This is a genomic window from Streptomyces asoensis (genome assembly GCF_016860545.1).
Taxonomy (GTDB): Bacteria; Actinomycetota; Actinomycetes; order Streptomycetales; family Streptomycetaceae; genus Streptomyces; species Streptomyces asoensis.
Genome location: NZ_BNEB01000005.1, coordinates 2,475,591 through 2,488,041, shown reverse-complemented (window position 1 = coordinate 2,488,041; position 12,451 = coordinate 2,475,591). Strand labels below are relative to the sequence as shown.

The following is a 12,451-nucleotide window of genomic DNA, read 5'->3' as shown; positions in this document are numbered from 1 at the left end:
GTCTAGTCGGCGATCCCCTCGGGGATCGCCTTCTTGATGGCGGGGGCCAGGTCGATCAGGGCGCCGGAGCTGTCCGTGCCGTCCGGCACCGTCACCTCGACGTAGGCGCTGCGATTGGCCGTGGTGAAGCGGTTGCCCCCGCCGTCCCGCGTCTCCATCAGCCAGTCGACGCCGTCGACCCCGCCGGCCACCGCGTCCGGGTCGGAGCCCACCGCGACCTTGGGGTCGATCATCTTCGGCGGCTGCGTGACACCGCAGCGCAGTATGATCTCCGGACCTCCCCAGCCCGCGGTGAGCGCGGAGGCGGGCTCGGGATCGTGGCGGCTCTCACCGTCCACCTTCGACGGCAGTACCTTGTCCAGGTCCCGGCACAGCTTCACGGCTTTCGCGCCGGGACTGGGAACCGCCGCCGACGCGTTGTCGTCTGCTGAGGAGCAGCCCGCGACCGTGATCAGCAGGACGAGCGCGGGCAGGCCGACGGGCCGGTGACGGAAAAGGTTCACCGGCCAAGGGTAGACGGGGGCTACAGATGCACGACCGGACAGGTCAGGGTGCGGGTGATCCCGTCCACCTGCTGCACCTTGGCGACCACCATGCGGCCGAGGTCGTCCACCGTGTCGGCCTGGGCCCGCACGATCACGTCATAAGGTCCCGTCACGTCCTCGGCCTGGACGACGCCAGGGATTTTGCCGATCTCTTCGGCGACGGTCGACGCCTTGCCGACCTCCGTCTGGATCAGGATGTACGCCTGTACCACGGAACCTCCAGGGCGGCCACGAGGATCATGTGGGGAAAAGGAACGCCACGGTATCGCGTCGCCGCTCCTCGCGGGGAGACCTGCGGGAACCACGACCCGCGCGCCGGGGTACGGGCCCTACCGAAGTTGACGGCTGACTCGACCGTATCGAGGACACTGGTTACGCGCGACCGGGCACAGACAGGTACAGAAGGGGCGAAAGGACAATGAAGGGCACTGTTGGTGAACTCGGGGAGTTCGGGCTCATCAGGGAGCTCACCTCCCGTCTCACCACCACCCCCGCGGTCCGGGTCGGCCCCGGCGATGACGCCGCGGTGGTCGCCGCGCCCGACCGCCGGGTCGTGGCCAGCACCGACATCCTGCTGGAGGGCCGGCACTTCCGCCGCGACTGGTCCACGGCCTACGACGTCGGCCGCAAGGCCGCCGCGCAGAACCTCGCCGACATCGCCGCCATGGGCGCGGTGCCGACGGCCCTGCTGCTCGGTCTCGTCGTGCCTGCCGAACTCCCGGTGACCTGGCCGTCCGAGATGATGGACGGCCTGCGCGACGAGTGCCAGGTGGCCGGTGCCTCGGTGGTCGGCGGTGACGTCGTACGGGGTGACACGATCATGGTGTCGATCACCGCGCTCGGCGATCTGCGCAACCAGGAGCCGGTCACCCGCGGCGGCGCCCAGCCCGGCGACCTCGTGGCGGTCACCGGCTGGCTGGGCTGGTCCGCCGCCGGGTACGCGGTCCTCTCCCGGGGCTTCCGCTCGCCCCGCGCCTTCGTCGAGGCCCACCGCCGCCCCGAGCCGCCGTACCACGCGGGCCCCGCGGCCGCCGGGCTCGGCGCGACGGCGATGTGCGACGTCAGCGACGGGCTGATCGCCGACCTCGGGCACATCGCGGAGGCCAGCAAGGTCCGTATCGACATCCGTTCCGGGGCCATCGACATCCCGACGCAGATGAACGACATCGGTCAGGCCGTCGGCGTCGACCCCATCCAGTGGGTGCTGACCGGGGGAGAGGACCACGCGATCGTGGCGACCTTCCCGCCGGACGTGAAGCTGCCCGCCCGCTGGAAGGTGATCGGCGAGGTCCTCAACCCGTCCGCGCTGCCCCAGGTGACGGTCGACGGGGCGCCCTGGACCAGCAAGGGCGGCTGGGACCACTTCGGGGACCTGGAGTCGTGAGCGCGCCCGGCGTCCCGCCGCGGGTGCTCACCGTCGCCGGCTCGGACTCCGGCGGCGGGGCCGGGATCCAGGCCGACCTGAAGACGATGCTCGCGCTCGGCGTGCACGGCATGAGCGTCGTCACGGCGATCACCGCACAGAACTCCCTCGGCGTGCAAGGGGCTTGGGAACTGCCCGCGGACGCGGTGCGGGCCCAGTACCGCAGCGTCGTGGACGACATAGGGGTCCGGGCGGTGAAGACCGGGATGCTCGCCTCCGCCGAACTCGTCGAGACGGTGGCGGAGTTGCTCTCCGGCACCGACGCTCCCGTCGTCGTCGACCCGGTCGGGGTCTCCAAGCACGGGGACCCGCTGCTCGCCGCCTCCGCGCTGGACGCCGTACGGACGGCTCTGCTGCCCCTCGCCACCGTCGCCACCCCCAACCTCGACGAGGTGGCCCGGCTGACCGGGGTGCGGGTCGGGTCGGAGGAGCAGCTGAGGGACGCGGCGGCCGCCGTGCTGACGTACGGACCGCGGTGGGCGCTCATCAAGGGCGGCCACCTCCCCGGCGATGCGGTGGACCTGCTCACGGACGGCCGCGAGGAGCACTGGCTGCGGGCGCCGAGACACGACAACCGGCACACGCACGGCACGGGCTGCACCCTCGCCTCGGCCATCGCGGCCCACCTGGCGAAGGGGGACTCCGTGCCGCGGGCGGTGCGGGCGGCGAAGGACTACGTCACCGGGGCGATCGCCGCCGGCTTCGCGCTCGGCACCGGCATCGGCCCCGTGGACCACGGCTGGGACCTCACCCGGGGTGCGGCGGGGGCGTGACGCCGGCCGCGGTACGCGCGGCACGAAGCCCTCGCGCGGGGAGCCGGGGACAGCAGAAAGCCGGCCCATCGAGATGGACCGGCTCTATGCGGCGAACCAGCAGTGGCCGCGCACGTTGGGGTTCCTCCCGGCTCGAACGGAGTCGAGAACAGGAGGATGTGCGTCAGCGCGAGACCTTGCCGGCCTTGATGCACGAGGTGCAAGCGTTCACGCGCTTCGGCGTCCCGCCGACCACGGTACGGACGCGCTGGATGTTCGGGTTCCAGCGACGGGACGTACGGCGGTGCGAGTGCGAGATGTTGTTGCCGAAGCTCGGCCCCTTGCCACAGACGTCGCAGTTGGCAGCCACGGGTCACTCCAAAGACTTCAGATGCACTTACGGATGATCCCGGCATGCCGGGATCAGGATCTAGGATCTGAGTGGCGGTGCCAGGGGGATGGCCCGATGCGGATCGGGCAACCGGAGCAGCATACAACGACTGCGCCAGTACAACGAAACTACCATGGCTGCTCAGGGGCCCGGCCCCCGCCCCGGTCGGCCCCCGTCCGCTCCGGTCCGGCCCGCTTTCCTGCGGACACCGGCCCGGGGTCTACGCTGCGTCCAGTCCAGCAGCCCGAGGAGGCGCAGGTGGCGCAGGTGCCGCAGACATTCTTCGATGCTCTCGCGGTGCGCACCTGGTGCGGCCTCGCCCTCACGGCGCTGGGGCGGGCGCGCGAGGAGATAGACGCGATCAACGTCTACCCCGTCGCCGACGGGGACACCGGCACCAACCTCTACCTGACCGTCGAGTCGGCGGCCACCGCCGTCGAGGCGGTGTTCGCCGGGCACGAGGCCGGGTCCGGCGCAGGACCCGCCCGCAAGCCCTCCCTCGCCGACGCCGCACGCGCGATGGCGCACGGTGCGCTCATCGGGGCGCGCGGGAACTCGGGGACGATCCTCGCGCAGCTGCTGCGCGGCATGGCCCAGGTGCTCTCCGCCGACGGGGAGACCCCGCACACCGACGGGGACGGGCTGTCCCGGGCGCTGCGGTACGCGGCCGACTCCGCCCGCCAGGCCGTCGCGCACCCCGTCGAGGGCACCGTCCTCTCCGTCGCCTCGGCCGCCGCCGACGCGGCCCAGGGCGCCCGGGGCGACTGCGGGACGGTCGCCCGGGCGGCCTACGCAGGAGCGTGCGCGGCGCTGGCCGCGACCCCCGGGCAGCTGGCGGTCCTGGAGCGCGCCGGGGTGGTGGACGCGGGCGGCCGCGGGCTGGTGGCGGTCCTCGCGGCCCTGGTGGAGACGTTCACGGGGGAGCTGCCCGCGCTGTCCGCGCTGTCGGGCTCCCCGTTCCCGGCACGCGCGCGCGTGGAGCCCGCCGACGTCGTGACGCACCCGGCCTGCGCCGACCCGGCGGCCGGGGAGGACCGGGGCGACGGGCCGGACGGCGAGGGCGGCCCCGCCTTCGAGGTGATCTACCTCCTGGAGGCCGAGGACACGGCCGTGGCGCGGCTGCGGCGGCGGCTTGACGCCCTGGGTGACTCCCTGGTCGTGGTCGGCGGCGACGGCCTGTGGAACGTCCACGTGCACGTGGACGACGCGGGCGCCGCCGTGGAGGCGGGCGTCGAGGCGGGCCGGCCCTACCGGATCAGGATCACGCACTTCGGCCTCGACGACGCCCACACGCGCGGGGGCGGGCGTCCGCCGCGCGAACGCGTCCAGCGGGCGGTCGTCGCCGTGGTGCCGGGCGAGGGCCTGGCCGGGCTGTACGCCGAGGCGGGCGCGACCACCGTGCTCGCGCGCCCCGGGGAGCCGCCCGCCAGCGGAGAGCTCGTCGAGGCCGTGCGACGGGCCCACGCGCGCGAGGTCGTGCTGCTGCCCAACGACGCCGATCTGCGGCACACCGCGGCCGCCGCGGCCGAGCAGGCGCGGACCGAGGGCATCCGGGCGGCGCTGATCCCCACCCGCTCGGCGGTCCAGGGGATCGCGGCCCTCGCCGTGCACGAGCCCGGGCGGCGCTTCGACGAGGACGTGGTCGCCATGACCTCGGCGGCCGGCGCCACCCGGTACGCCGAGGTCGCGGTCGCCGAGCGCCAGTCGTGGACCATGTCCGGCATCTGCCAGGCCGGAGACGTCCTCGGGCTGATCGACGGCGACGTGGCCGTCATCGGCTCCGACGTCACCACCGCCGCCGAGACGGTCCTGAACCGGATGCTGGCGGCGGGCGGTGAGCTCGTCACCCTCGTGCTCGGCGACGAGGCCCCCGAGGGGGTCGCCGAGCACCTGCGGGCGCGGGTGCGGGAGGCGTACCTCGCCGTCGACACGGTGGTGTACCGAGGCGGACGGCAGGGCGCGCTGCTGCTGATCGGCGTCGAGTAGCCAGGAGCCGCCCGGAGCGGCGGGAGGGACCGCGCGGCGCCGTCAGCGGTCCTTCTGCTCCTCCGTGGCCTGGAGCAGCTGCTCCGCCTCGGCCCGCCGGGCCCGCACCGTCTCCGCCTCCCCCCGCTCCTCGTCCCCGGCGTCGGGATCCGGGTCGCCGTCCGCGTCCGCGTCGGCGTACGCCCTCAGCACCGCACGCGCGCGTGCCGCCGCCCGCCCCGGACGACCGAGGTCGGTCTCCAGCCAGCCCGCGGCCAGCTCCGCGCCGGTCCGCGCGTGCAGCGCGTCCTCGCCCAGGGCGACGAACACCGCGACGGCCTCCGCCATCTGGGAGAGGGCCTCGTCCAGGGCGGCCCGGATCGAGTCGTCGTCGGCGTCCTCGGCCGCCGAACGGGCCAGGAGGTCCCCGAACTGGCGGTGCGTGTGCCCGAGTTCGGCGACGAGCCGCAGCCGGGCCTCGTCGTCGTCCGCCGCGCCGAACGCGTCCGCGCACTCCTCCAGGGCGCCCGTCATCAGGGCGCGTGCCGCGTCCGTCCCGTCCTCGGTGCGCAGCGCCAGCCACGCGCGGGCCCGCAGGGACCGGACGAGCCCGTGGACGTTGCCGAGCTCGCGCCACAGCTCGCCCGCGCGCGCGTAGGACCGGTCGGCCTCGGCGCTCAGGCCGGCGTGTCCGAGCGACTCGGCGGCCAGGTGCGCGAGGGTCGCGTGGTCGTGCTGCTCGGGCCAGTGCCGGGCGATCTCGGCGGCCTGGAGCCGGCGTTCGGCGGCGTCCCGGTGCTCGCCGAGCTCGCTCAGGCAGTCGCCCAGCCACCACTGGGTCTGGACGACCGCGCCGTCGCCGTGCGTCTCGGCGGTCAGGTCGGCGAGCGCGGACTCCAGCACCTCCGCCGCCTCGGCCCAGCGGCCCTGGTGCACCAGGAACCCGCCGAGCTGGTGGCGCGCCCAGGCGCCGAACGTGGGACCCGCGCCCGCCTCGTCCGCCCAGTGCGCCGCCTCCAGCGCGTGTTCCGCGGCCTCACCGGCCAGCCCGCGGCCCCCCACGACCTCGGCGAGCTGGAGATGCAGCTGGGCCCGCCCGATCGGCTCCAGGTACGGTCCGCCGTGCTCCAGGGCGGCGCGCAGGGCACGCTCCGTCTCCCGCAGGTCGTCCAGCTGATGGGCGACAGCGGCCAGCCGGGCCTCGTACTCCACGGCGAACCACGGCAGACCCGCCTCGACGAACTCCGCCGCGGCCCGCGCGAACAGCTTCGCGCCCGCCTCCGGCTTCCCCGCGCGCGTCGCCAGCTCGGCCAGCATCGCGTGTCCCTCGGCGACCCGCGCGGCCAGCCGGACGTCGTTGCCGGCCCGCCCGTCCACGAGCGCCAGCAGCTCGCCCACGGCCGCCTCGGCCTCCGTCAGGACCGTCTCCTCGACCTCACCCTCGGCCTCGTGGACGCGCCGCATCAGGATCCGTGCCCGTCCCATCAGCACGCCCGCCGCCTGCGGCACCTCCGTACCGCCCTCGGCGTACAGCGCGAGCACCCGGTCGTACAGGCCGGCGACCGTCACGACCGCCTCGTCGACCTCGCCGCCCAGTGCCCGGACGTACGCCGCACGCGCGCGTGCGGCCAGGGCCTCGCCGGGGTCGCCCGCCCGTTCGTACAGCTCCGCCGCCCGCGCGAACGCCTCCGCGCCCTCGGGGCCGAGGCCGATCGCCTCGTGGTCCGCGATCTCCGCGAGGTCCCGCGGCTCCAGCTCGTCGCCCTCCGCCTCCTCGGCCAGCAGCGCCACGCGCGCCCATGCCTCGACGGCGTGCGGCTGGAGGGTGTCGGAGAGCCGCCGGGCCTCCGCGAGCAGGTCCGCCAGACCGGGTTCACCGCCGCGCGCTACCGGTGCCGGAGCCCCGGGCGCCTTCGCGGCCGCGGCGGAGGCGGGGCGGGCCGCCCGTACCCCCAGGGGCAGCCGCTCCACCAGGGGCCGCCGGGACATCCGCGCGCGGGCCCGCTCGCTGACGTACGAGGTGCCGTTGCGCTCGTCGAAGAGCGCGGCCAGCGCGAGGGCCTCGGCGCGCGCGTGCGCGCCGAGCTCCGCGGCCGTCCACTCCCGCCCGGCCGGACCGGGCACCCGCTGACCGGCGTGACCGAGCTCCGACAGACGGTCCATGAGCAGCACCACGACGTTGAGGAAGTCCAGCCTGCTCTGCGGGTGCCCGTCGTCGGTGAAGTAGGCGGGCCGCTCCGCCAGCAGCTCCAGCCCCCGCGCCTCGTTGCCGGTGAGTGCGCAGAACTCGACATGGTCGGCGTAGGCGCCCCGCATGCTCTCCATGGACCGCACCAGACGGAAACCCCGCAGATGGTGGGCGCGGGCCTCGTCCACGCGGTTCAGCCGCAGCAGCGGAAGGAGCGACGAGGCGAGCACGGCGTGCGGCTCGTGCGCGCACGTGTACTCGCCCTCCAGCACGGGCGCCCACAGGTCGAGCGCCTCCTCGTCCCGGCCCCGCTCCGCGTGCCACCAGCCCTGCCCGCGCAGCTCGCACGCGTGACAGTCGGCCATGGTGTCCCGGTCCGCGGCCAGCCAGGCGGTGAAGGCCCGTTCGGCCCGTTCCATGTCGCCCACGTGGGCGGCCACGCTGAACTCGGCGCTGCGCACCGCCCGCGCGGAGTGACCGGCGAGCCGGTAGCGGTGCTCCATCTCGCCGAGCCACTTCTCCACCGACGCCAGCGGCACGTGCGGCTGGTCGAGCATGCCCGCCGACACCCACTTGAAGACCCAGTGCAGGGCGTGCGTCTCGTACGCGTCGAAGTCCTCGGGCCGCTCGTCCCACAGGCGCAGCAGCCGCGCGAACGGGACGAACATCTTCGCTTTCTCGGAGCTGTAGTTGTAGACCTTCAGCTGGTGCCCGAGCGCCTCGATCACCGCGAGCGGGATGCCGAGCCGCTCGGCCTCCACCAGCAGCTCCTCCGCGCGTGCGTTGCGTGCCGGACCCTCCGGCTGCTCGCCGTTCTCCGCCATCGCCCGGCGGAGGGAGTCGAAGTCCGTGATCTGGCTCATCAGTGACCGCCCTGTCCCTCTGCCGGCTCCCCGGGGGCCGGCTCGCCGTGCGTGGCCCACTCCAGCAGGCCGATGAACGCCCGGTTCAGCAGCGCCGAGTCCGCGGGCCGCAGCGGACGCTGCGCCATCAGCAGCGCCTGCCCGTACAGCGACTCCGTGGCCGTGCCGATCAGCTCGGGGTCGTTCAGCGAACCGATCCGCCGGACCAGCGGGTTGAGATGGTTGAGCACCAGACGCGCACGGGGGGCACTCCCGCGCAGCGAGCCCAGGATGCCCGCCCACAGGTCGTCGGCCGACGCCTCGGCCTGCGCGCGTGCCTGCTCGTGCCGGGCGCCCCGGTCGTCGAGGTGCAGCGCGGGCACCGACAGCGGGAGGAACGCCCGCAGGACGACGTCGCAGCCCAGCGGGTCGAGGCTCGCCCGCGCCGCCGCCAGGAAGTCCCCGAGCGCCAGCTCGTCGTCCGGGGCGACGGCGTCCAGGTGGGCCGTCACGGTGTCCGCGTCCAGCTCGGCCACCGCCGTCCCCGGCCGCACCGACGGCAGCGCCTCGACCAGCTCCCCGTCGTAGGTGTAGCCGCCGTTGACCACCCCGATGCCCTGCGCGGCCGCGATCGGCGCGACCTGCCGGAACTCCTCCACCGTCCGCGTGAAGTGCACCACCGGGTGCCGCTGCGCGAACTCCTCCAGCGACAGCCGTCCGTCGGTCGTCTCGAAGGGCAGCCACGGCAGCATCGTGCGCAGCATCTCCTCGTCGTGCCGCGCCAGGGACTTCACGCCCAGGTGGTGCACCTCCAGGAAGGCCGCGAGGCGCTGCGGATCACCGGCCGCGAGCCCCGTCAGCCACGACCGGATCCGGCCCCCCAGCGCCTCCCGGACGGCGGCCAGCGTCTCGTCCTCGTACAGCGCCTCCCGTGAGGCGGTCGGCCGCAGACTGTCGGTGTCCAGGACGCAGCGCACGAAGAACGCCCAGTCGGGCAGCAGCTGTTCGCCCCGCTCGGTCAGCAGCATCCCCTTGAGGTGCACCCGGTGACCGGCGCGCTGCGCGGGACTGACCGCCGACGGCAGCACGTACGCGACCCCGCGCACCCCGGCCACCGGCAGGTCCAGCTCCACCGAGTCCAGCGGCGTGAACCCGAAGAGCTCGTGGCAGTGCCGGGCCAGTGCCACCCGCCGGGCGGCCGGGGAGGGGTAGGAGCGGCTCCAGGGCGCCGGGAGGTCGGTGACCGCCTCGTCGCCCACCCGGACGTCGTACGGCAGCAGCGATCCGAAGTCCCGGGCCAGCGCCAGGACCCGCGGCTGCGTGAGCCACTCCCCGGCACCGGCCCGCGCCACCAGGTGCACGGTGGTGCCCGGCTCGGGACGCTCCGCGTGCGGCAGCGTCCGCACGGTGTAGGAGCCGTCGTCGCACGCGGTCCACTCCACCGGCGGCGCGTCCGGCCTACGGGCGCTGCGGCTGACCACCCGGATCCGCTCCGCCACCACGAAGCAGGCCAGCAGCCCGATCCCGAACTGCCCGAGGAAGTCCGAACGGACCTCCTGGAGCCCTTCGGCGCGCTTGGAACTGCGCCCGATCGTCGCCAGCAGGCTGTGCACGTCGGCCTCGGTCAGCCCGATGCCCGAGTCCTCGACCCGCAGTCCGCCGTCCGCGGCGGACAGCCGTACGCACGCCGGGGCGCCGGGCTCCTCGGCCCGCCGCGCGGTGATGGCGTCCACGGCGTTCTGGAGCAGCTCGCGCAGGTAGACCTTGGGACTGGAGTAGAGGTGATGGGACAGCAGGTCCACCAGACCACGCAGGTCGACCTGGAAGGTGTGGGGCTGCTGGGATGCCTGGGATGACTGTGAGGTCTGGGAGTCCATCGCTGCAGCGCCGCGGGCTGGGGGGAGGACACGGCGCGGGGTCGGGCGGTCCCGGTGGGGCGGTGACCGCGGATGATGGCCGGAGCGCGTCATCCTAGAGCCCGAACGAACCGCCTGACCAGGGGTTTCAGGACACATATACGGCAATGTCAGTGGGGTGGTGTGCAATGGATCTCGTGCCCGCACTGGAAGAACCCCTGGAACAGCCCCTCAAGTCAGTGCTCGGCCCCGCCACCGCGAAGGTGATGGCCGAGCACCTCGGCCTGCACACGGTCGGCGACCTCCTGCACCACTACCCCCGCAGATACGAGGAGCGCGGCCAGCTCACCCACCTCGCCGACCTCCCCATGGACGAACACGTCACCGTGGTCGCCCAGGTCGCCGACGCCCGCCTGCACAGCTTCGCCTCGGCCAAGGCGCCCCGCGGCAAGGGCCAGCGCCTGGAGGTGACCATCACCGACGGCAGCGGCCGGCTCCAGCTGGTCTTCTTCGGCAGCGGCGTCCACAAACCCCACAAGGACCTCCTGCCGGGCACGCGCGCGATGTTCGCCGGCAAGGTCTCGGTCTTCAACCGCCGCCTCCAGCTGGCCCATCCCGCCTACGAGCTGCTGCGGGCCGACACCGAGGAATCCGTCGAGACCTGGGCGGGCGCCCTCATCCCGCTCTACCCCGCGACCGCGAAACTGGAGTCCTGGAAGATCGGCAAGGCGATCCAGACCGTCCTGCCGCACGCCCAGGAGGCGATCGACCCCCTCCCGGACTCGCTGCGGGAGGGCCGCAACCTGGTCCCGCTCCCCGAGGCCCTCCTGAAGATCCACCGCCCCCACACCAAGGCGGACATCGCCGACGCGCGCGCCCGGCTGAAGTGGGACGAGGCGTTCGTCCTCCAGGTCGCCCTGGCCCGCCGCCGCCACGCCGACGCCCAGCTTCCGGCGGTCCCCCGCGTGCCCGCCGCCGACGGCCTCCTCACCGCCTTCGACGCCCGCCTGCCCTTCACCCTCACCGAGGGCCAGCGCAAGGTCTCCGGGGAGATCTTCGACGACCTGGCGACGGACCACCCGATGCACCGGCTGCTCCAGGGCGAGGTCGGTTCGGGCAAGACCCTGGTCGCCCTGCGCGCCATGCTCGCCGTGGTCGACGCCGGCGGTCAGGCCGCCCTGCTCGCTCCCACCGAGGTCCTCGCCCAGCAGCACCACCGTTCCGTCGTCGAGATGATGGGCGAGCTCGCCGAGGGCGGGATGCTGGGCGGCTCCGAGCGGGCCACCAAGGTCGTCGTGCTGACCGGGTCCATGGGCACCGCCGCCCGCCGGCAGGCCCTGCTCGACCTCGTCACCGGCGAGGCCGGCATCGTGATCGGCACCCACGCGCTCATCGAGGACAAGGTCAAGTTCCACGACCTCGGCCTCGTCGTGGTCGACGAACAGCACCGCTTCGGCGTCGAACAGCGCGACGCCCTGCGGAGCAAGGGCAAGCAGCCCCCGCACCTCCTCGTCATGACGGCCACGCCCATCCCGCGCACCGTCGCCATGACCGTCTTCGGCGACCTGGAGACGTCCGTCCTCGACCAGCTCCCGGCGGGCCGCTCGCCCATCGCCAGCCATGTCGTCCCGGCCGCCGACAAGCCGCACTTCCTCGCCCGCGCCTGGGAGCGCGTGCGCGAGGAGGTGGACAACGGCCATCAGGCGTACGTCGTCTGCCCGCGCATCGGCGACGAGGAGGACAAGAAGGGCGGCCGGGCCGGGAAGAAGTCCCCCGAGGACGAGGCCGAGAAGCGCCCGCCGCTCGCGGTCCTCGACATCGCGGGCCACCTCGCGCAGGGGCCCCTGCGGGGTCTCGGGGTGGAGGTGCTGCACGGCCGCATGCCCCCGGACGACAAGGACGCCGTCATGCGCCGCTTCGCCGCGGGCGACACCGACGTCCTGGTCGCCACCACCGTCATCGAGGTCGGCGTGAACGTGCCGAACGCCACCGCGATGGTGATCATGGACGCCGACCGCTTCGGCGTCTCCCAGCTGCACCAGCTGCGCGGCCGTGTCGGCCGTGGCTCGGCGGCCGGCCTGTGCCTCCTGGTCTCCGAGATGCCGGAGGCCAGCGCGGCCCGGCAGCGGCTCGACGCCGTGGCCTCCACCCTCGACGGCTTCGAGCTCTCCCGCATCGACCTCGAACAGCGCCGCGAGGGCGATGTGCTGGGCCAGGCCCAGTCCGGCGCCCGCTCCAGCCTGCGGGTCCTCGCGGTCATCGAGGACGAGGAGGTCATCGCGCAGGCGAGGGAGGAGGCCGCCCGCCTGGTCGCCGCCGACCCGGAACTGACGAGCCTCCCCGGCCTGCGCACGGCCCTGGACGCCCTCCTGGACGAGGAACGGGAGCAGTACCTGGAAAAGGGCTGAGCACACCCCCGGCGGGCGGCGACCCGCTGCTCCCCGCACGGCTCCCGGCGCGGCGCGCGCCCGCGGCACCGCCTGCGAGAC

General features: G+C 74.2%; 9 protein-coding genes. 4 read left to right on the top strand and 5 right to left on the bottom strand.

Annotated features, from left to right (window positions below):
* Positions 1 to 2: 2 nt before the first annotated feature.
* Complete coding sequence (locus tag Saso_RS33575) at positions 3 to 503, bottom strand: DUF3515 domain-containing protein (RefSeq protein ID WP_189926665.1); 501 nt, start codon at positions 501 to 503, stop codon at positions 3 to 5.
* Positions 504 to 523: 20 nt separating this feature from the next.
* Positions 524 to 757: an Lrp/AsnC family transcriptional regulator gene (locus tag Saso_RS33570; RefSeq protein ID WP_020128743.1), complete on the bottom strand. Its 234-nt coding sequence runs from the start codon at positions 755 to 757 to the stop codon at positions 524 to 526.
* 206 nt (positions 758 to 963) lie between these two features.
* On the opposite strand from Saso_RS33570, the gene Saso_RS33565 reads away from it, so the two are divergent.
* Both Saso_RS33565 and thiD read left to right on the top strand, forming a co-directional pair.
* Positions 964 to 1,929: a thiamine-phosphate kinase gene (locus Saso_RS33565; protein WP_189926664.1), complete on the top strand. Its 966-nt coding sequence runs from the start codon at positions 964 to 966 to the stop codon at positions 1,927 to 1,929.
* Positions 1,926 to 2,741: a bifunctional hydroxymethylpyrimidine kinase/phosphomethylpyrimidine kinase gene (gene thiD, locus Saso_RS33560; protein WP_189926663.1), complete on the top strand. Its 816-nt coding sequence runs from the start codon at positions 1,926 to 1,928 to the stop codon at positions 2,739 to 2,741. Before Saso_RS33565 ends, thiD begins: the two co-directional genes overlap by 4 nt.
* Before the next feature lie 163 nt (positions 2,742 to 2,904).
* Here thiD and rpmB read toward each other — a convergent pair whose 3' ends face one another.
* Positions 2,905 to 3,090: a 50S ribosomal protein L28 gene (gene rpmB, locus Saso_RS33555; protein ID WP_013000438.1), complete on the bottom strand. Its 186-nt coding sequence runs from the start codon at positions 3,088 to 3,090 to the stop codon at positions 2,905 to 2,907.
* Between the two features lie 279 nt (positions 3,091 to 3,369).
* On the opposite strand from rpmB, the gene Saso_RS33550 reads away from it, so the two are divergent.
* Entirely contained in the window at positions 3,370 to 5,097 is a 1,728-nt protein-coding gene (locus Saso_RS33550; protein WP_189926661.1) for a DAK2 domain-containing protein, read from the top strand.
* Positions 5,098 to 5,139: 42 nt separating this feature from the next.
* Here the strand turns inward: Saso_RS33550 and Saso_RS33545 are convergent, their stop codons facing one another.
* Positions 5,140 to 8,127 carry a tetratricopeptide repeat protein gene (locus Saso_RS33545; protein ID WP_189926659.1) on the bottom strand — a complete coding sequence of 996 codons (2,988 nt, stop codon included), beginning with the start codon at positions 8,125 to 8,127 and terminating at the stop codon, positions 5,140 to 5,142.
* Complete coding sequence (locus Saso_RS33540) at positions 8,127 to 9,983, bottom strand: HSP90 family protein (RefSeq protein WP_189926658.1); 1,857 nt, start codon at positions 9,981 to 9,983, stop codon at positions 8,127 to 8,129. Before Saso_RS33540 ends, Saso_RS33545 begins: the two co-directional genes overlap by 1 nt.
* 167 nt (positions 9,984 to 10,150) lie before the next feature.
* On the opposite strand from Saso_RS33540, the gene recG reads away from it, so the two are divergent.
* A complete protein-coding gene (gene recG / locus Saso_RS33535) occupies positions 10,151 to 12,370 on the top strand; it encodes an ATP-dependent DNA helicase RecG (RefSeq protein ID WP_189926656.1) in 2,220 nt (739 codons plus the stop codon).
* The last annotated feature ends 81 nt before the right edge of the window (positions 12,371 to 12,451 follow it).

What these genes read in the sequence shown, in the direction of transcription:
- Saso_RS33565 (WP_189926664.1), top strand. Translation starts at nt 964, where the DNA reads ATGAAGGGCACTGTTGGTGAACTCGGGGAGTTCGGGCTCATCAGGGAG.
- Saso_RS33545 (WP_189926659.1), bottom strand. Translation starts at nt 8,127, where the DNA reads ATGAGCCAGATCACGGACTTCGACTCCCTCCGCCGGGCGATGGCGGAG.
- Saso_RS33540 (WP_189926658.1), bottom strand. Translation starts at nt 9,983, where the DNA reads ATGGACTCCCAGACCTCACAGTCATCCCAGGCATCCCAGCAGCCCCAC.
- recG (WP_189926656.1), top strand. Translation starts at nt 10,151, where the DNA reads ATGGATCTCGTGCCCGCACTGGAAGAACCCCTGGAACAGCCCCTCAAG.